Raw genomic sequence first — 22,745 nt, 5'->3', positions numbered from 1 at the left:
TATCAAGTACTCCAAACACTTGATAAGATGCCTTTTATTATAGAGATATTCATCTTCTTCAAAAATTTCTTCAAACCATGTCAGTCTAATCTACAAATTCAAAACAGTGTCTTGAGCTGACCGCGTTAGTTTGATCTGTAACCTCAAAGTCCTGCTTTAAGCAAGCTGTGGCTAGCTTTTTAGTTTGCTATTTGATTTTGATTGAGTATTATTTCATATTCTCTTAAAAATTGAGTTTTTTCCATCCTTAGCTGTGCCTGCCTCTGAAGTATTTTCATCTTCATAAATAGACAATAAACATTAACTCATCTATTTGCTAGTAGCTAGTCAGACAAAGACTGACTTATAGACTTATATATGAGGGAAATCCTCTTTCAAGTGAGTTTTATCTTTATCCGGAACTAGAAAATAGCAATTATATCTACGAACTATATTCCATCGTGTGGAGGAGAGAGACTAATTTGGATGATTAAGAACAACCTACTAGTAAAAAATAGATCATTTTTTAATATGAGATAAAAACCGATATTAAAAGCAATTTATTTCTATTTTTTAACATTTCATTGTATAATAGCAATATACGCAAATATCATGTGTCATCAGGTTAATACTCTTAGAAAATCTTTTTAAATCACGTCAGGCTAATATACAGACTCAAAACAGTGTCGTGAGTAGCCTACGGCTAGTTCCCTAGTTTACGCTTTGATTTTCATCGAGAATAACCTTTATATTTCAATTTTAAGGAGAAAATACAGAGTGAAAAAAATAATGCTAATTATCAATCCAACTTCTGGAGGAGAAAAAGCTTTAGATTACAAAGAGAAGCTGGAGAATAAAGCAAGAGAGTATTTTGATGATGTGGAAACTAAAATTACTCAAAAAGCCAAAGATGCGACAAATTTCGCAGAAGAAGCTGCTAGAGAAAGATATGAATCAATTCTAGTTTTTGGTGGAGATGGTACAGTCAATGAAGTTATTTCAGGGATTGCTGAAAGGGACTATATTCCTAAACTGGGAATTATACCAGGTGGTACTGGTAACCTTATTACAAAACTTTTAGAAATCAATCAAGATATTGACGGAGCTATTGAAGAGCTAGATTTCAATTTAACTGATAAGATTGATATCGGAAAAGCAAATGGTCACTATTTTGGATATATTTTTAGTATCGGGTCTCTCCCTGAAGCCATTCATAATGTTGAAATTGAAGATAAAACAAAATTTGGTATCTTGGCTTATGCAGTTAATACCATGAAGTCTGTCATGACAGATCAAGTCTTTGACATTAAAGTCGAAACCGAAAATGGAAATTACCTTGGGGAAGCAAGTCATGTTTTAGTACTTCTAACAAATTATTTTGCCGATAAAAAAATCTTTGAAGAAAACAAGGATGGGTATGCAAATATTCTAATTTTGAAAGATGCTTCTATATTCTCTAAATTATCTCTGATTCCGGATTTGTTAAAAGGAGATCTTGTAGAGAATGAAAATATTGAATATATAAAAGCGCGTACTATTAAAATTTCTTCTGATATCGAATTAGAGTCCGATGTCGATGGTGATAAATCAGATAATCTACCAGTCGACATCAAGGTACTAGGACAACACATTGAAGTCTACTCTGGACCTAAGAAACAATCATAAAACTCAAAGCCTTGTTACCGAGGCTTTTTTTATTATGTGATTTTCAGTAGCCAGATTTATTCTATATACAAGTAAAGCTAAGTATTTAATATTTAGCAGATGATGAAGAAAAGAAAGGATGGCCTAAATATTTTAACAGATTTACGAGGCTAATAATGGTATAATAAAAGGTAATGAAAAATTCCAACGAGGCTGAGATGAAATTACTTTATACTGATATTCGGACTTCTTTGACAGAAATTCTAACCAGAGAGGCGGAGGAGTTAGTTGCTGCTGGCAAGCGAGTCTTCTATATCGCTCCTAACTCTCTTTCTTTTGAAAAAGAACGCGCCGTGCTGGAATGCTTGTCCCAGCAGGCTTCTTTTGCGATTACCGTCACGCGCTTTGCTCAGATGGCTCGTTATCTGGTTTTGAACGATTTGCCTGCTAAAACCAGTCTTGATGACATCGGTCTTGGGATGGCCTTTTATAAGTGCCTTGCAGAACTCGATCCTAAGGACTTACGTGTTTATGGTGCGATTAAGCAGGATCCTCACTTTATACAGCAGTTGATTGAGCTTTATCACGAGATGACGACTGCTCAGATGAGTTTTTTGGACTTGGAAAGTTTGACGGATGAGGACAAGAGAGCCGATTTACTCTTGATTTTTGAGAAAGTAACGGCCTATCTCAATCAAGGCCAGTTAGCTCAGGGAAGTCAGTTGTCCCATTTGATTGAAGCTATTGAGAATAATAAGGTAAGTAGTGATTTTACTCAAATCGCCTTGGTCATTGATGGATTTACTCGTTTTTCTGCTGAGGAAGAACGAATTGTGGACTTACTTCACGGCAATGGTGTTGATATTGTTATTGGGGCTTATGCTAGTAAAAAAGCCTATACCAGCCCTTTTAGCGAAGGTAATCTTTATCAAGCTAGTGTGGAGTTTCTCCATCATCTAGCCTCTAAATACCAAACTCCTGCTCTGGATTGTTCTCAAACTCATGAGCAGATGGATAGTTTTGACAAGGCCTCTCGTTTACTGGAGTCTTCTTATGACTTTTCAGAACTCGCTTTGGATGTCGATGAGAAAGACCGTGAAAACTTACAAATCTGGTCTTGCTTGACGCAAAAGGAGGAGTTGGAGCTAGTAGCCCGTAGCATTCGTCAGAAATTACATGAGAACTCAGACCTGAGCTACAAGCATTTTCGTATTCTCTTAGGTGATGTGGCTTCTTACCAGTTATCTCTAAAAACCATTTTTGACCAGTACCAGATTCCTTTTTATCTTGGTAGAAGCGAAGCTATGGCACATCATCCCTTGACACAGTTTGTCGAGTCTATTTTAGCTTTAAAACGCTATCGTTTCCGTCAGGAGGATTTAATTAATATCCTCAGAACTGGTCTGTATACCAACCTTAGTCAGGCTGATATTGACGCATTTGAGCAATATATCCGCTATCTTGGTATCAATGGCTTGCCAGCCTTTCAGCAAACCTTCACCAAATCCCACCATGGAAAATTTGATTTAGAGCGATTAAATGCTCTTCGTCTACGTATTTTAGGACCTCTTGAGGCCTTGTTTGCCAGTCGAAAACAGAAGGCTGAAAATCTCTTGCAAAAGTGGAATAGCTTTCTAAAAGAAGGAGCGGTGACCAAGCAGTTGCAAGATTTGACAGCCACTATGGAAGCTTTTGAACAGGAAAGGCAAGCCGAAGTTTGGAAAGCCTTCTGCCATATTTTAGAACAATTTGCGACTGTTTTTGCTGGTTCACAGGTTAGTCTGGAGGATTTCCTAGCCTTGCTCCATTCTGGGATGAGCCTATCTCAGTACCGTACTATTCCAGCAACCGTAGATACCGTTCTGGTGCAAAGCTATGATTTGATTGCGCCACTTACAGCTGACTTTGTCTATGCTATTGGGCTAACTCAAGACAATTTACCAAAAATTGCGCAAAACACTAGTCTATTGACAGACGAAGAAAGACAAAACTTAAACCAATCGACTGAAGAGGGAGCGCAATTACTGATTGCCAGCAGTGAGAACCTCAAGAAAAATCGCTACACTATGCTTTCCTTGGTCAATTCTGCCCGTAAGCAGTTGGTCTTGTCGGCTCCAAGTCTTTTTAACGAAAGTGAAAGTAAGGAATCTACCTATCTTCAAGAGCTGGTCCATTTTGGATTTAGTCGGAGAGAGAAGAGGATGAATCACAAAGTGCTGTCTAAGGAGGATATGGGGTCATATCACAGTCTTTTGTCCAGTCTGGTTGCCTATCACCAGCAGGGCGAGACGAGTGATAGGGAGCAAGATTTGACCTTTGTCAAGGTATTGGCGCGTGTGATAGGTAAAAAACTAGACCAGCAAGGTCTGGAAAATCCAGCCCTCCCAACCAGTCCAAGCAGTAAGCAGTTGGCTAAGGACACCTTACAAGCGCTCTATCCTGCTGATCAGGAGTTTTTCCTGTCTACCTCTGGTTTGACGGAATTTTACCGTAACCAATACAGTTATTTCCTCCGTTATGTTCTAGGCTTGCAAGAAGAATTACGTCTGCGTCCTGATGCCCGCAGTCACGGAAATTTCTTGCACCGTATCTTTGAACGTGCCTTGCAGTTGCCTGACGAAGATTCCTTTGACCAACGTTTGGAACAAGCTATTCAAGAAACCAGTCAGGAACGGGAATTTGAAGCAATTTATCAAGAAAGTTTGGAAGCCCAGTTCACCAAGGAAGTTCTGCTTGATGTTGCACGGACGACTGGCCACATTCTTCGTCACAATCCAGCCATCGAGACTATTAAAGAAGAGGCAAATTTTGGTGGGAAAGAGCAGGCCTTTATTCAATTGGATAATGGTCGCAGTCTCTTTGTGCGAGGCAAGGTTGACCGCATTGACCGATTGAAAGCTGATGGAGCGATAGGAGTAGTAGACTACAAGTCGAGTCTAACTCAGTTCCAGTTTCCTCATTTCTTTAATGGCCTCAATTCCCAACTGCCAACCTACTTAGCTTCCCTAAAAAGAGAAGGGGAGCAGAACTTTTTCGGTGCCATGTACTTGGAAATGGCTGAACCAGTCCAATCTCTGGTGGCCGTTAAAAGTCTAGCAGGAGCAGTGGTAGAAGCCAGCAAATCTATGAAATACCAAGGCCTCTTTTTGGAAAAAGAAAGCAGTCATTTGGGCGAATTTTATAACAAAAACAAGGCCAATCAACTGACAGATGAGGAATTCCAGCTCCTACTGGACTACAATGCCCATCTTTACAAGAAAGCAGCTGAGAAGATTTTAGAAGGCCAATTCGCCATCAATCCTTATACTGAAAATGGCAGAAGCATTGCCCCATACGTTCAGCAACATCAAGCCATCACAGGATTTGAAGCCAATTACCACTTAGGTCAAGCCCGTTTCCTAGAGAAGTTGGACTTGGCTGACGGTAAGCGTCTGGTCGGAGAAAAGCTCAAGCAACCTTGGTTTGAAAAAATTAGAGAGGAGTTGAATCGATGAAGCCCATTCCCTTTTTAACTGAGAAAGAAATTCAAAAATTGCAAGAAGCAGAAGCGCATTCGAGCAAGGAACAGAAGAAAACTGCCGAGCAAATTGAAGCCATCTACACTTCTGGCCAGAATATTCTAGTCTCAGCATCGGCTGGTTCTGGGAAGACCTTTGTCATGGCCGAGCGTATTCTGGATCAATTAGCGCGTGGTGTGGAAATTTCTCAACTCTTTATCTCAACCTTTACCGTCAAGGCTGCTACAGAGCTTAAGGAACGTTTGGAGAAAAAAATCAGCCAACAAATTCAAAAAAGTAGTGATGTTAACCTCAAACAACACTTGGGCCGCCAGTTGGCAGACCTACCCAACGCTGCCATCGGAACCATGGACTCTTTCACACAAAAGTTCCTTGGCAAACACGGTTATCTACTTGATATTGCGCCTAATTTCCGTATTTTACAAAACCAAAGCGAGCAACTCCTTCTAAAAAACGAAGTCTTTCATGAGGTCTTTGAAGCCCATTACCAAGGTAAACAGAAAGAGACCTTTAGTCATTTGCTGAAAAACTTTGCTGGACGTGGAAAAGATGAACGGGGACTGCGCCAGCAAGTCTATAAAATTTATGACTTCCTCCAATCCACCAGTAATCCTCAAAGGTGGCTGAGTGAATCTTTCTTAAAAGGCTTTGAAAAAGCTGATTTTAGCAGTGAAAAAGAAAAACTGACCACACAAATCCAGCAAGCCCTTTGGGATTTGGAAAGCTTTTTCCGTTATCATCTGGATAATGATGCCAAGGAATTTGCAAAGGCTGCCTATTTAGAAAATGTCCAGTTTATTCTGGATGAAATTGGTTCCTTGAATCAGGAGTCCGATAGTCAGGATTATCAAGCGGTGCTTTCGCGTGTTGTCGCAATTTCGAAAGAGAAAAACGGCCGAGCTCTGACCAATGCGAGTCGTAAGACTGATCTGAAGCCACTGGCCGATGCCTACAACGAAGAGAGAAAGACCCAGTTTGCTAAACTAGGACAACTGTCAGACCAGATAACCATTCTCGACTATCAAGAACGTTATCATGGAGAGACCTGGGAACTAGCTAAGACTTTCCAAACTTTCATGAGTGATTTTGTGGAAGCTTATCGTCAGCGTAAGCGCCAGGAAAACGCCTTTGAATTCGCTGATATTAGCCATTATACCATTGAGATTTTGGAGAATTTTCCGCAAGTCCGTGAGGCTTATCAGGAGCGCTTCCATGAAGTCATGGTAGACGAGTATCAAGATACCAACCATATTCAAGAACGGATGCTGGAATTACTTTCTAATGGCCACAACCGCTTTATGGTGGGAGATATCAAGCAATCTATCTATCGTTTCCGTCAGGCAGACCCGCAGATTTTCAATGAAAAGTTCCAACGCTATGCGCAAAATCCAAAAGAGGGCAAGCTCATTCTCCTCAAGGAAAATTTCCGTAGTAGTTCCGAAGTGCTATCAGCAACCAATGATGTTTTTGAATGCCTTATGGATCAAGAGGTCGGTGAAATCAACTATGATAACATGCACCAGCTTGTTTTTGCCAATACCAAACTAACTCCTAACCCTGAGAACAAGGCAGAATTTCTCCTCTACGACAAGGACGACACAAATGAGGAAGAAGAAAGCCCGGCAGGAACGAAACTAACAGGTGAAATGCGCTTAGTTATCAAGGAGATTCTGAAACTTCATCAGGAGAAAGGTGTTTCCTTTAAAGAAATTGCCCTTTTGACCTCCAGCCGCAGTCGTAATGACCAGATTCTTCTCGCCCTGTCTGAGTACGGGATTCCTGTTAAAACTGACGGAGAGCAAAACAATTATCTCCAATCCCTAGAAGTACAAGTCATGCTAGACACCCTTCGTGTCATTCACAATCCCCTGCAAGACTACGCTTTGGTTGCCCTTATGAAGTCTCCAATGTTTGGTTTTGATGAGGATGAGTTAGCACGTTTGTCCCTTCAGAAAGCAGAGGATAAAATCCAAGAAAATCTCTATGAGAAACTGGTCAATGCTCAAAAAATGGTAACAAGCCAGAAAAAATTGATCCACACAGCTCTAGCTGAGAAACTAAACCAATTCATGGAAATCTTGGCTTCTTGGCGCCTGTATGCCAAAACGCACTCTCTCTATGACTTGATTTGGAAAATTTATAACGACCGTTTTTATTATGATTACGTTGGGGCTTTGCCAAATGGGCCTGCTAGACAAGCTAATCTCTATGCCCTAGCACTGCGAGCTGACCAGTTTGAAAAGAGCAATTTCAAGGGCTTGTCACGTTTTATTAGCATGATTGACAAGGTCCTAGAAGCCCAGCACGATCTTGCAAGTGTGGCAGTCGCACCGCCCAAGGATGCTGTAGAACTCATGACCATCCACAAGAGTAAAGGACTGGAGTTTCCTTACGTCTTTATCCTCAATATGGATCAAGATTTCAACAAGCAAGACTCTATGTCAGAGGTCATTCTCAGCCGTAAAAATGGACTTGGTGTCAAATATATTGCCAAAATGGAGACAGGAGCAGTGGAAGATCACTATCCTAAAACCATCAAACTCTCCATTCCTAGCCTGACCTATAGGCAGAATGAAGAAGAATTGCAGCTGGCAAGCTATTCAGAGCAGATGCGTCTGCTGTATGTTGCCATGACACGGGCTGAGAAAAAGCTTTATCTTGTCGGCAAGGGTTCGCGTGAAAAGCTGGAAGCCAAGGAATACCCAGCAACTAAAAATGGGAAACTAAATAGCAACACTAGACTGCAAGCACGGAATTTCCAAGATTGGCTTTGGGCTATCAGCAAAGTTTTTGCCAAGGATCATCTCAACTTTAGCTATCGTTTTGTTGGTGAAGATCAGTTGACTAGAGAAGCTATCGGAGAGTTGGAAAACAAAAGCCCTCTCCAAGATAGCTCTCAAGCAGATAACCGTCAGTCAGAAACCATCAAAGAAGCCCTTGAAATGCTGAAAGAGGTGGAAGTTTATAATACTCTTCACCGCGTAGCCATTGAACTTCCTAGTGTTCAAACCCCAAGTCAAATCAAGAAATTCTACGAACCAGTTATGGATATGGAAGGTGTCGAGATTGCTGGTCAAGGCCAATCAGTAGACAAGAAAATTAGCTTTGATTTGCCAGATTTTTCAACCAAAGAAAAGGTAACAGGAGCTGAGATTGGTAGTGCCACCCACGAACTGATGCAGAGAATGGACCTCAGTCAGCGACCAACACTTGCTAGCCTGACAGAAACTCTCAAACAAGTTCAAACCAGCCCAGCTGTTAGGGACAAGATCAATCTTGCTAAAATTCTTGCATTCTTTGACACAGCACTCGGTCAGGAAATTCTCGCTCATACCAACCATCTATACCGCGAGCAACCCTTCTCCATGCTCAAACGAGACCAAAAGAGTCAGGAAGATTTCGTTGTCCGTGGTATCCTTGATGGCTATCTGCTTTATGAGGATAGAATCGTTCTGTTCGACTACAAGACAGACCGCTATGATGAACCAAGTCAACTCATAGACCGCTATCGTGGTCAGCTAGCCCTATACGGAGAGGCTTTATCTCGAGCCTATTCGATTGAAAATATTGAAAAATACTTGATTTTACTAGGTAAAGACGATGTTCAAGTTGTAAAAGTATAATATAGAAAGGAGACCTCATGACACTTCCAGTTAGAAAATCCCTGCATGATGCGGTTTTACAGGCTTCAAAAGCGGATACTTGGGAACAAGCTACCAAGGAATGGAATGAAGTTTCCTTGATTTTTAACGGTATTGGCCGTAGCAATTGTGTCTGTGGAAATGCCATCAAATACGCTTATGAACTCTTTAACGGTGTCACAGGCCAACGCCTCTTTCCAATTGGTAGCGACTGTGTTCGTCATTTTCATCGATTGTCCCTTGACCAGCAATTGGAAGAGGAAGAAAAACTGCTCAGAAAGGTTGAAAATCTGACCAGAAAAGCCCAGAAAAAGGAGAAAATCAAGGTCAATAAAAGTGACTTTGACGAGCGTCTTCTAAAGTGGCTCTGGGAAAAAGGTGTTTTTAAACCTAATCGTGGCAATCAGTTCTCCCCTGATAGAGACTACCAGCTCTTCCTAGAAGTCTTTCAAGGAGGAAGTTGGACCAAGGCGGAACCAAAGAAAAAGGCTCGGATGGAAGAAGTCCTAGAAAAGTATATCAAACCCTTTTTACTTGGAAAACCAGATGACCAACTCTACCTTGTCAAGCTAGGTAAGGAGAAAATTGACTACGAACAAGAACTCCGTATTCAGGCAGAGAAAGAGCGCAAGAAGAGGGATAAAATCGCCAAGCAATATGCAGACAATCTGGTTCTAGCTATGGGCCCAGCAGAGCGTGCCTATCAAGATTACTTTGGCTTTACAGAGACCCTGACTCAAGAAGAACGAAAGTGGGAGAAAATTCTTTTTGGTAAAAATCGGACAGAACGGGCTATCAAGGCCAAACAATACCAAAAAGAGCTGGAAAAAGACCAACGAATTGCTAGTCAGGATCCAATTGAAAGAAAGCAGAAGCAGACCTGGCTCCTCAATTCCTATTTTCGTGAGCTTCCTGAAGAAAAAGCCCGATTTGCTCGGCTCTTATTAGAATATCGAAAAAGTGGAGAAGTGCCTTTTTCAACTGAATACTTATCAGACTATCTGCTAGACTTTTTCTATAAAATGAAAGCCTTTGAGTTTGAAATCGCACCAGAACAAGTCCGAGACTTTTTAAAAGAAAGCCTTCAGACAGAGCATCTCTCCTCAGCACAGGAAAGCTGGATAGAAGGAATTCTCTTCAACTGCCTCAAACCATTTTTAGAACGATTAGTGATATAAGTAACACCTACCGTGGAAGTTTCATGGTAGGTGTTATTTTATCCAAAAAAATATAAAACAAAGTATGAAAACGCTACTAAATTTTAAGACTTTTCGGTAAATAAAGAGTATAATTAAGGTATACTGCCTTTTTTATAGATAATACACTAATATAATAAAGGTCTTTGTAACATTTATAAATTGTATTTCAAGGAGGAATCATGGGAAAGTATTTTGGTGAAAAACAAGAACGTTTTTCATTTAGAAAATTATCAGTAGGACTTGTATCTGCAACGATTTCAAGTTTATTTTTTATGTCTGTATTAGCTAGTTCATCTGTGGATGCTCAAGAAACTAAAGGTGTTCACTATAAATATGTAACAGATTCAGAGCTATCATCAGAAGAAAAGAATCAGCTCGTTTATGATATTCCGACATACGTGGAGAATGATGATGAGACTTATTATCTTGTTTATAAGTTAAATTCTCAAAATCAACTGGCGGAATTGCCAAATACTGGAAGCAAGAATGAGGTGCAAGCCTTAGTTGCTGGTGCTAGCTTAGCGGCTCTGGGGATTTTAATTTTTGCTGTTTCCAAGAAAAAAGTTAAGAATAAAACGGTATTACATTTAGTATTGGTTGCAGGAATAGGAAACGGTGTTCTTGTATCGGCTCATGCTTTAGAAAATCATCTTTTGCTAAATTACAATACGGACTATGAATTGACCTCTGGAGAAAAATTGCCTCTTCCTAAAGACATTTCAGGTTACACATATATTGGATATATCAAAGAGGGAAAAACTACTTCTGATTCTGAAGTAAGTAATCAAAAGAGTTCAGTTGCCACTCCTACAAAACAACAAAAGGTGGATTATAATGTTACACCGAATTTTGTAGAGAATCCATCAACAGTACAAGCTATTCAGGAACAAACACCTGTTTCTTCAACTAAGCCGACAGAAGTTCAAGTAGTTGAAAAACCTCTTTCTACAGAATTAACGAATCCAAGAAAAGAAGAGAAACAATCTTCAGATTCGCAAGAACAATTAGCAGAACATAAGAATCTAGAAACGAAAAAAGACGAGAAGGTTTCTCCAAAAGAAAAGACTGGGGTAAATACATTAAATCCACAGGATGAAGTTCTATCAGGCCAGTTGAATAAACCTGAACTCTTATATCGTGAGGAAACTATAGAGACAAAAATAGATTTTCAAGAAGAAATTCAAGAAAATCCTGATTTAGCTGAAGGAACTGTAAGAGTAAAACAAGAAGGTAAATTAGGTAAGAAAGTTGAAATCGTCAGAATATTCTCTGTAAACAAGGAAGAGGTTTCACGAGAAATTGTTTCAACTTCAATGAGTGCGCCTGTTACAAGAATAGTCGAAAAAGGTACTAAAAAAGCTCAAGTTATAAAGGAACAACCTGAGACTGGTGCAGAACATAAGGAAGTACAGTCTGGAGCTATTGTTGAACCCGCAATTCAGCCTGAACTACCAGCAGCTGTAGTAACCGACAAAGGTGAGCCAGCAGTCCAACCAGAGTTGCCAGAAGCAGTTGTAACAGATAAAGGTGTACCAGAAGTCCAACCAGCGTTACCCGAAGCAGTTGTAACTGAAAAAGGCGAACCAGCAGTCCAACCAGAGCTACCGGAAGCGGTTGTGACCGACAAAGGTGAGACTGAGGTTCAACCAGAGTCGCCAGATACTGTGGTAAGTGATAAAAGAGAACCTGAACAGGTGGCACCGCTTCCAGAATATAAAGGACCACAAGCCGGAGCTATTGTTGAACCAGAGCAGGTAGCACCACTACCAGAATACACAGGAGTACAGGCTGGCGCTATCGTTGAACCAGAGCAAGTAGCACCACTACCAGAATACACAGGGGTACAGGCTGGAGCTGTAGTCGAACCTGAGCAAGTGGCACCACTACCAGAATACACAGGTCCACAGGCTGGAGCGATAGTCGAGCCAGAGCAGATAGCACCGCTACCTGAATATACAGGAGTTCAGGCCGGAGCTATAGTAGAACCAGAACAAGTAGCACCGCTTCCAGAATATAAAGAACCACAAGCCGGAGCTATTGTTGAACCAGAGCAGGTAGCACCACTACCAGAATACACAGGTCCACAGTCTGGAGCGATAGTCGAGCCAGAGAAAGTAGAAGCACCGAAAGAATATACTGGTAAAATCGAACAACCTAGTGCAGAAGATACTAAACCAAATAATGAAAATACTAATACACCAGAAGAAATGAGTATTCAGAAAAAATCTAGTGCATTAATTAATATGAACTTTATTACAGATTCGTCGAAGGTTACTGGAGTAGGATCAGCTACTTTTATTGCACCAAATGTACTTTTAACAGTAGCACATAATTTCATTAATAATTCTACTGATAATACTACGGGCGAATTTAGAGGTGATAAATCTAAAAACGTATATGAGTGGGTGACTCCTGATGGACAAAAAGGAACATTTACTGCTAACAATATTCATTTTTATAATAAAAAAGATTATCCAAAAGGATTTATCTATGATTTAGCAGTGATTAAGCTACCTGAAACAACTGGCAGAGAACATGTAGAATTAGTTAAAAATTATTCGAAAGTAAACCTTAATGACAAACTAAATGTTCATGGATATCCAGCTGGGAAATATACGCACTTAAAAGATGCTACGGTAGAAATGGAACAAGAATACGCGAATAACACCTACGGTGTTCAATATCAAGGTGGAAATCCTGGTATGAGTGGTGGAGGAATATTTAATGCTAATGGTGAAGTCATTGGTGTCCACCAAAATGGAGCACAAAATCGCTCAGGCGGATTGATTTTATCTCCTACACAATTAGCTTGGATTAAGAGCATTATAGCAGGTAATGAGATTACCCCAGTATACGATAAACTTTATCGTCATAAAGATGAGAAAAAAGATGACGCTAAAGATGAAAAAGAAGTTATTAAGAAATTAGAACTTAGAAATATATCTTCTGTAGAACTATATTCAAAAGATGGTAATAAGTATCGACATGTAACTTCACTTGCTTCTTTACCAAGTAATGCAGAAAATTACTTTATGAAAGTTAAATCAGAGAACTTTAAAGATGTGATGCTACCAGTTACAAGCATTACTAATGATAATAAAGATAATAGAGATGTTTATAAAATAGTAGCAAGTGTAAATAATCTGATACAACATGAAAATAATAATGTACTAGAAAATTATACATACTATTTACCAAAAACTCAGCAAAGTGAAACTGGCGTCTATACATCATTTAAAAATCTAGTAGATGCCATGAATAATGATCCACGTGGTACGTTTCGTTTAGGTGCAACTATGGATGCTCGTGAAGTTGAACTTCCAGATGGTCAAGAAAGTTATGTGAATAATGTATTCCATGGAACATTAGTAGGAACAAATAATGAGAAATATTACGCTATTTATAATTTGAAAAAACCATTATTTGGGGGATTAAATGGTGCTACAGTAGAAAAACTTTCACTAAAAGATGTCAATATTTCAGCAAAAGAAGATGCTGCAACACTTGCAAAAGAAGCGAATAGCAATACCCATATTGATAATGTTCATGCTGATGGAGCAATAGCTGGGGAACATGGAATTGGAGGATTAGTATCACAAGTTAATAATTCTACTATTTCTAACAGTAGCTATACAGGTAGAATAACTAATACATATAAAACAGTTGCTAGTTATCAAATCGGAGGTTTAGTAGGTAAACTTTCTGGTTCGAGGGGATTAATAGATAAGTCGTTCGCATCAATTGATTTAGCATCAAACGCAACTAAAGGTGATCAATCTATTGGTGGAATAGTTGGTGCAGTAGAAGATAGTGCACTAATTAGTAATAGTTATGCTGAAGGAAATCTTAATAATGTTCAACGTTTTGCAAACGTTGGTGGAGTAGTTGGTAATCTTTGGGATCCAGCTGGAGGATTAGAAAAATCTGGTCGACTTTCTAATGTACTAAGCGACGTTAATGTTACAAACGGTAATGCTATAACTGGAAAAGATTTCACTAACATGAAAGCAAATCATGTATATAGCAACAAAAATAATAAGGTTGTAAACGTAGTACAAGAAGATGATGAAATCTTAACTAAGGATTCTGATGTTCAAAGAGGAGAAGTATTAGAAGACGCACAAATTAGAGAGAAAAAAGCTGCTTTTGTATCTAAAAATACTACTAAAACAGAAGATTTTAACTTCTCTTCTAGATATGTAACTGACTATAGAAGTCTTGAGAATGCTGATTCATCAAAAGAAAAAGTATATAAAAATATAGAAAAACTATTACCATTCTATAATAGAGAAACGATAGTTAAGTACGGGAATTTAGTAGAGACAAGTAGTAATCTTTATAATAAAGAATTATTGTCAGTGATTCCTATGAAAGATAATGAAGTAATTAGTGATATTAACAAAAACAAAGAAAGTATAAATAAACTGTTACTATATTACACGGACAATACATCAGAGACAAAAAATATAGAATATCAAAGTGATTTTTCAAGTGTAGCAGAGTATAGAATAGGCGGTACAAATTTAATTTACACACCGAATACATTACTTCGCAATTATAATAATATTTTAGGAGAAGTTTTACCAGCATTAAATAGTGTAGAATACAAATCAGACGCAATTAGAAAAGTATTAGATGTTTCTAATGATGTTAGCTTAACGGAGTTATATTTAGAAGATCAATTCAATACTACAAAAACTAATTTGAAAGATAGTTTGACGAAACTTCTTACTGCAGATGCTGCAATAGCAGAAAATAACAATAAGGTAATAGATAATTATGTAATTGAAAAAATTAAAAATAATAAAGAAGCTCTACTTCTAGGATTAACATACTTAGTGCGTTGGTACAATTTCAAATATGGTGAAACAAAAGCGAAAGATTTAGTTATGTACCACTTGGATTTCTTTGGTAAATCAAATAGTTCAGCGTTAGATAATGTTATCGAATTAGGTAAATCTGGATTTAATAATTTACTAGCGAAAAATAATGTTATAACTTATAACGTTTTATTAGCAAAAAATTATAAAACTAATAATTTATTTGATGCATTAGAAAAATATAGAAAAGCTTTTGTACCAGATAAAACAAATAATGAGTGGTTTAAAGAACAAACTAAAGCTTATATAGTAGAAGAAAAATCTGCAATTAAAGAGGTAAGTGATAAGCAATCAATAGCTGGTAGTCCATATTCAATTGGAGTATATGACAGATTAACTAGCCCATCATGGAAATATCCAAGTATGGTATTGCCGCTATTAACATTACCTGAAAAATCTGTGTTTATCATAGCGAACATTTCGACTATAGGTTTCGGTGCTTATGATAGATATAGAAGTAAAGAACATCCAGCAGGAACTAATTTAAATGACTATGTTGAAACAAAAGCAAGAGAAGCGGCTGCTAGATTTAGAGATCACTATGATTATTGGTATAAAATTCTAGATAATGAAAATAAAGAAAAATTATATAGAAGTGTTCTAGTTTATGATGCATTTAGATTTGGTACAGATGATAAAGGCGAAAAAGATACATACCAAGCAACTTTTGAAACTAATCATCCAGCAATAAAACATTTCTTCGGTCCGGCAGGAAATAATGTTGTTCATAATTCTAATGGAGCATACGCTACAGGGGATGCATTCTATTATATGGCTTATCGTATGCTTGATAAAGATGGTGCGGTAACTTATACACATGAAATGACACATAACTCAGATAGAGAAATTTATCTTGGAGGCTATGGAAGAAGAAATGGACTTGGACCAGAATTTTATGCAAAAGGATTATTACAAGCTCCGGATCATCCAAATGATCCTACTATTACGATTAACTCTATATTGAAGTATGAAGAATCAGAAGATCCAACTAGACTTCAGGTGAAAGATCCTACAAAACGATTTAATAATGCAGAAGATTTGCAAAAATATATGCATAATATGTTTGATGTAATTTATATGCTAGAATATCTAGAAGGTAATACTGTTGTTAACTTAGATATTTCTAAGAAAAATGAGTTGTTGAGAAAAATAGAAAATAAATTTGAACCGGATCCAGACGGAAGTAAAGTATATGCAACTAATACTATTCGTTACTTAAATGAAAGTGAACTTAGCAAATTAACGACATTTAATAGTCTAATTGAAAATGATGTTATTACAAGAAGAGGATATGAAAATGACAATGATAATACCTTTAAACGAAATGGCTATTATACAATTAAACTATTTTCACCAATATATTCAGCTTTAAGTAATAATGAAGGAACGCCGGGTGATTTAATGGGACGTCGTATGGCGTTTGAATTGTTAGCTGCAAAAGGATTTAAAGATGGAATGGTACCATATATTTCTAATCAATACGCAGAAGAAGCGAAAGCTAAAGGTAAAGTGATTAAGTCATATGGTAAGGAAGTTGGTAATGTAACTGATGAGTTAGTACTTCAAAAAATATTTAATAATAGTTACTCATCTTGGGTAGACTTTAAAAAAGCAATGTATGAAGAGCGAAAAGCTAAATTTAATAAATTAATGAGCATTAGCTTCGATAACCCAAATGGAAATTGGTTCAGAAAAGATAGAGTGACAATAAAAAATATAGAAGAGCTTCAAAGTATGATAACTGCTGCTGTCAAAGCTGATGCAGAGGATGAACGTGTAAATATTTATCCTGAATATAGTAGAGTTCTTAAACTGAAAAAAGCGATCTTTAAAGCTTATCTTGACCAAACCGGTGATTTTAGAAGTTCAATTTTTGAGAATAAAAAATAGTGTTTACTATTAGGAAATAAAATTAAAGAAGGTGATTACGCTTGTCATTATTTAAAAAAGAACGATTTTCGATCCGAAAAATCTGTGGGATTGTTGGTTCGGTATTACTCGGAAGTATCTTGGTTGCACCGTCAATCATTCATGCTTCTACCTATCATTACATTGAAAAAAGCTCTCTTACACAAGAAGAACAAACAAAGATTCAGGCAGGAATTCCTACTGATAATGAGAAAATTTATGCTCTTATTTATCAGCAGGAAACTCTTCCTGCAACAGGTTCATCGACTTCTGTGCTTACAGCTTTAGGTCTATTAGCTATTGGTAGTTTAGTTCTTTTAGTTCATAAAAAGAAAAAAGTTGCTAGTCTGTTCTTAGTTACTACGATTGGACTAATCGGTCTTTCTAGCATACAAGCACTCGATATAAGCAATCCTTTGAAAGCTCCAAGTAATGAAGGAGTAGTTCAAATTGCTGGATATCGTTATATTGGATACCTACCCCTTAATGATGATGCAATTTCAGAAATTCAACATAAGGATGAGGGGACAAAGGATATTCTAGCGCCAGATAAAACGATGATTCGTTCTATTCAAAGCGAAATAAACACATCATTTACTCAGTCAGAAAAGTCTGAAATTCAAAGTGTTCATAATGAAGCGCCTAAAGCAGAAAAACCTAAAAATCCAGAGTCTGTAAGCACCGTTCCAAACGAGACAACTAAATCAGAGAAGCCAGAGTACACTGCACCGGTAGGCACAGTCCCTGACGAGGCGCCTAAAGCTGAGAAGCCAGAACATACAGCACCAGCTAGTGGTAATCTGGTAGAATCTGAAGTTCATGAGCAACCAGAATATGCAGCTCCAATTGGCGGTAATTTAGTTGAACCAAAAGTTCATGAAAAACCAGCATACACTAAACCTATAGGTACTGTTCCAGACGAGGCTCCTAAAGTAGAGAAAACTGAGTACACAGCTCCTGTAGGTACAGGTCCAGATGAAGTGCCTAAAACTGAGCAACCAGAATATACTGAACCTGTAGGTGCAACAGGAGTGGATGAAAAAGGAAACTTACTTGAGCCACCTGTTAGCGAAAAGCCAGAATATACTGAGCCAGTAGGTACAACAGGAGTGGATGAAAAAGGAAACTTGATTGAACCACCTGTTAGCGAAAAACCAGCATACACGGAACCAGTAGGTACAATAGGAGTGGATGAAAAAGGAAACTTGATTGAACCACCTGTTAGCGAAAAACCAGCATACACGGAACCAGTAGGTACAATAGGAGTGGATGAAAAAGGAAACTTACTTGAACCACCTATTAGCAAGAAGACAGAATACACTGAACCAGTATCTACAGTTTCAGAAGTTGCATCAGAAAGAGAAGAGTTGCCTTCTTTACATACCGATATTCGTAAAGAGACTATTCCTAAAACTATCACAGAAGAATCTGATCCTAGCAAATTTATAGGCGATGATTCTGTTAAACAAGTTGGTGAGGATGGCGAACGTCAAATTGTTACTAGCTATGAAGAGTTACATGGCAAAAAAATTAGTGAACCAGTTGAAACAGTAACTATCTTGAAAGAAATGAAGCCTGAAATTCTTGTAAAAGGTACAAAAGAAAAGCCTAAAGAAAAAACGGCTCCTGTTTTGACTTTGGAGCGAACAGATACAAATGTATTAGACCGCTCCGCAAATCTTTTTTATCATTTGGTTAATACAGATGGAGTCAAGATCAATAAAATTACTGCGACAATTAAAGATGGAAATGAAATTGTCAAAACAGTAGATTTAACTTCAGAGCAATTAGATAAGCAGGTAGAAGATTTAAAATTCTACAAGGACTATAAGATAGAAACCACTATGACCTATGACCGTGGTAAGGGAGAAGAAACTGCAACATTAGAAGAGAAACCACTTCGCTTGGATTTGAAAAAAATTGAGTTGAAAAACATTACCTCAACAAATCTTGTAAAAGTCGAAGAAGATGGAACAGAAACATTGAAGGACTTCCTGACTGAGACACCAACAGAGACTGAAAAATACTATCTCAAAGTGACGTCTCGGGATAACAAAGTGACTCGTTTAGCAGTTGATCAAATCGAAGAGATTAATCAGGTTGGTCAAATTCTCTACAAAGTAACCGCAAGAGCTGTTGACCTTATTCAGCATACTGACCCAAGCAAGATACGTAATGAGTACGTTTATTACATGGAAAAACCACGACCAAAGGTTGGAAATGTATATTACAACTTCAAAGAACTCATTGAAGATATGCAGAAAAAACCTGATGGTGAGTTTAAACTTGGGGCTGACTTAAATGCAACTAATACACCAACCCCGAACAAATCATATGTGACGAATGTTTTCAAAGGAAAATTATTGAGTGATGGAAGCAATCACTTCACTATCCATAATCTGGCACGGCCATTATTTGCAAGAGCTGAAAATGCTCACATTCATGACATTAATCTGGGGAATGTAAACATAAACATGCCTTGGGCAGACCGAACCGCACCACTCGGTGAAAACTTTAAGAATTCAACAATTGAAAATATCAAAGTGACTGGCCAAGTTGTTGGTAACAATGACGTGACGGGTATGGTAAACAAACTTGATGAATCCAGCATGCGCAATGTTGCTTTCATTGGTAAAATCGAAAGTGTGGGTAACAAAGGTTGGTGGGCTGGTGGACTTGTCAGCGAAAGTTGGCGAAGTAATGTTGATAGCTCTTATGTAGATGCGAATATTAAGGCAAACAACGCTAAATTCGGTGGACTGATTGCGAAAATCGACCACGGTGTAAACCCTATGGATGTAAAACAAAAAGGTCACTTGACTAAATCCGTTGTTAAAGGATCCATGACTCTCAAAACAAATAACCAAAGTGGTGGGCTCATTCACGACAACTACAATTGGGGATGGGTTGAAAACAACGTCAGCATGATGAAAGTAAACAATGGTGAAATCATGTACGGTTCTGGTTTAGTGGATTCGGGCGACCCAGACTTTGGATTCTATTACTTCAAGAACAATGTATATGTGAGAGATATTGCGTCAGGCAATGTTTCATATAAACGTTCAAAACAAATTCAGAGTGTAGACCAAGCTGAAGCTGATAAACGTATTGCCACCTTCAATATCACTGCTGATAAGTATGAAATCACAGACCCACTTGTGAATACACTTAACAACCTAACAACTCGTGATAATGAGTATAAAACAACTCAAGATTATGACGCAACGCGTGAGCAGGCATACCACAACATCGAGAAACTACAACCCTTCTACAATAAGGAATGGATTGTAAACCAAGGTAACAGATTGGCTACAAGTTCAAACCTAATGACTAAAGAAGTGTTATCTGTTACAGGTATGAAGAATGGTCAGTTTGTGACGGACTTATCAGATATTGATAAGATTATGGTTCACTATGCGGATGGCACCAAAGAAGAAATGAACGTGACAGCAGTTGCTGATTCTAAGGTGAAACAAGTTCGTGAGTATAGTATTGATGGTTTAGATGATGTGGTTTACACACCAAATATGGTTGTTAAAAATCGTGATAAATTGATTGCTGATGTTAAAGAAAGACTTTCAAGTGTTGACCTAATTTCAGCTGAAGTACGCGCATTAATGGATATACGTAAGAAGTCAGAAGAAAATACAAATGCTCGTAAAGATGGATATATTCGTAATCTATACTTAGAAGAAAGTTTTGCCGAAGTGAAGCAAAATCTAGATAAGTTCGTCAAAGCCTTGGTCGAAAATGAAGACCATCAATTAAACGTTGATGCTGCCGCGATGAAATCGCTACTCAAGAAAGTAGAAGATAATAAAGCTAAGATTATAATGGGACTGACTTATCTTAATCGTTACTATGATATCAAATATGGTGATTTGAGTATCAAGGATATCATGATGTTCAAACCGGACTTCTATGGTAAGACACCAAGTGTACTAGACCGTTTGATTCAAATTGGTTCAAGAGAACATTTCTTGAAAGGTGACCGTACACAAGATGCCTACAAAGAAGTGATTGCTGGTGCAACTGGTAAAGGTGATTTACGTAGCTTCTTAGACTATAATATGCGTTTATTTACAGAAGATAAAGATTTGAATGACTGGTTTATTCATTCTGCGAAAAACGTTTATGTAGCAGAGCCTGAAACAACTACTGAAGCCTTTAAAGATAAGCGACATCGTGTATTTGACGGTTTAAATAATGACGTTCACGGTCGTATGATTTTACCATTGCTCAACTTAAAGAAAGCCCATATCTTTATGATTTCAACATATAACACGATGGCTTATAGTTCATTTGAGAAATATGGTAAGAACACTGAAGAAGAACGTAAGGAATTGAAGAAACGTATTGATGAAGTCGCTAAATCACAACAAACTTATCTTGATTTCTGGTCTCGTTTAGCTCTTCCAAGTGTTCGTAATAAACTCTTGAAGAGCGAGTATATGGTACCAACACCTGTTTGGGATAATCAAACTTATGAAGGAATTAAGGATGCAAATCGTCAAGGTTATGGAAAAGGTGGAACCGTGGTATCTCCTATTCGTGAACTATTCGGCCCGACTAACCGTTGGCATCAAGTTAATGGAGCTATGGGAGCGATGGCGAAAATCTACGATAAACCGTGGAAAGATGAGCAAGTATTCTTCATGGTAACCAATATGCTTGACCCGTTTGGTATCTCTGCCTTCACACATGAAACCACACACATTAATGACCGTGTAGCTTACTTTGGAGGACATAACCATCGTCAAGGTACAGATTTAGAAGCCTTTGCTCAAGGTATGTTGCAAACTCCTGATAAGTCAACAACAAATGGTGAATATGGTGCGTTAGGTCTTAACATGGCCTATCATCGTCCAAATGATGGAAATCAATGGTATAATCCCGACCCTGACAAACTTCAAACACGTAACCAAATCGACCATTACATGAAGAACTACAATGAAGCTATGATGATGCTTGATTATGCTGAAGCTGAAGCTGTTCTTCCTAAGGTTAAAGGCGATAATGGTAAGTGGTTCAAGAAAATTGACCGTGAAATACGTCGACCAATGGATAGAAATAAACTAAGTGGTCCTCACCAATGGGACAAAGTGCGTGACTTGACAGACGCTGAGAAAATGACCAAGCTTGAAACCATTGATGATTTGGTAAATAATAATTTCATGACCATTCACGGAAATCCAGGCAATAAGGTCTTCCACCCAGAAGATTTTGGTACGGCTTATGTCAATGTCAATATGATGGCTGGTATTTATGGTGGTAATACAAGTAAAGGTGCCCCAGGTTCATTATCATTCAAGCATAATGCCTTCCGTATGTGGGGTTACTTTGGCTATGAAAATGGATTTATCGGATATGTATCTAGTAAATACCAAGGTGAAGCTAATAGAGAGAACAACAAGCTATTAGGTGATGATTTCATTATTAAGAAGGTATCTAAAGGTGTATTTAATACTCTTGAAGAGTGGAAGAAACAATACTTCAAAGATGTTAAGTCAAAAGCAGAAAAAGGATTTGAAACTATTGAAATTGATGGTCGTCAAATTACAAATTATGCTCAGTTGAAAACTTTATTTGATGAAGCTGTTCAAAAAGATCTTGATGGTATGTCAGATCCGAAAATTAAAGATCATTTCAAAAATACAGTGGACTTGAAATCTAAGGTCTTCAAAGCCCTTCTTAAAAACACAGACGGTTTCTTTAACCAACTGTTTAAAGAAGACATTTAAATGTTTAAAATATAAAGAGGGCAGTTTTTTGCTCCCTCTGAAAAGTCATCATTTGATGGCTTTTTTCTATATAGAGTGCTTGAAAGGCTATCATCGGACAAAAGAAAGAAGTCATGATATAATATAAAGTAGATTTCTATATCATAAAACAAAAAACTATTTGAACATCATTCATTTGAGAACTCTCTATGTTCAAACGATAGTAAAATAAAATAGGGTATCTAAACCCTTGCTA

At 37.9% G+C, this 22,745-nt stretch carries 6 protein-coding genes; all 6 read left to right on the top strand.

Annotation, left to right across the window (positions count from 1 at the left end; all coding sequences use genetic code 11):
- Positions 1-756 precede the first annotated feature (756 nt).
- The 6 genes from OC530_RS00565 (at position 757) to OC530_RS00540 (ending at position 22,510) form a co-directional block, all read left to right on the top strand.
- Positions 757-1,644: a diacylglycerol kinase family protein gene (locus OC530_RS00565; RefSeq protein ID WP_262078601.1), complete on the top strand. Its 888-nt coding sequence runs from the start codon at positions 757-759 to the stop codon at positions 1,642-1,644.
- 197 nt (positions 1,645-1,841) lie between these two features.
- Positions 1,842-5,117: an ATP-dependent nuclease subunit B gene (gene rexB, locus OC530_RS00560; protein ID WP_262078599.1), complete on the top strand. Its 3,276-nt coding sequence runs from the start codon at positions 1,842-1,844 to the stop codon at positions 5,115-5,117.
- The gene (gene addA, locus OC530_RS00555; protein WP_262078597.1) at positions 5,114-8,764 is read left to right on the top strand and encodes a helicase-exonuclease AddAB subunit AddA; all 3,651 of its coding nucleotides are present in this window, start codon (positions 5,114-5,116) and stop codon (positions 8,762-8,764) included. Before rexB ends, addA begins: the two co-directional genes overlap by 4 nt.
- Positions 8,765-8,781: 17 nt before the next feature.
- Entirely contained in the window at positions 8,782-9,960 is a 1,179-nt protein-coding gene (locus OC530_RS00550; RefSeq protein WP_262078595.1) for a hypothetical protein, read from the top strand.
- Positions 9,961-10,160: 200 nt separating this feature from the next.
- The gene (locus tag OC530_RS00545) at positions 10,161-16,751 is read left to right on the top strand and encodes a ZmpA/ZmpB/ZmpC family metallo-endopeptidase (protein ID WP_262078593.1); all 6,591 of its coding nucleotides are present in this window, start codon (positions 10,161-10,163) and stop codon (positions 16,749-16,751) included.
- A 41-nt stretch (positions 16,752-16,792) separates the two neighbouring features.
- Positions 16,793-22,510: an SIALI-17 repeat-containing surface protein gene (locus OC530_RS00540; RefSeq protein ID WP_262078591.1), complete on the top strand. Its 5,718-nt coding sequence runs from the start codon at positions 16,793-16,795 to the stop codon at positions 22,508-22,510.
- Positions 22,511-22,745: the final 235 nt, after the last annotated feature.

Origin of the sequence: Streptococcus sp. Marseille-Q5619 (assembly GCF_946901205.1) — a bacterium.
Classification (GTDB): Bacteria; Bacillota; Bacilli; order Lactobacillales; family Streptococcaceae; genus Streptococcus.
Note: the sequence above shows the minus strand (reverse complement) of the source record. Positions and strands in the feature narration are given on the sequence as shown.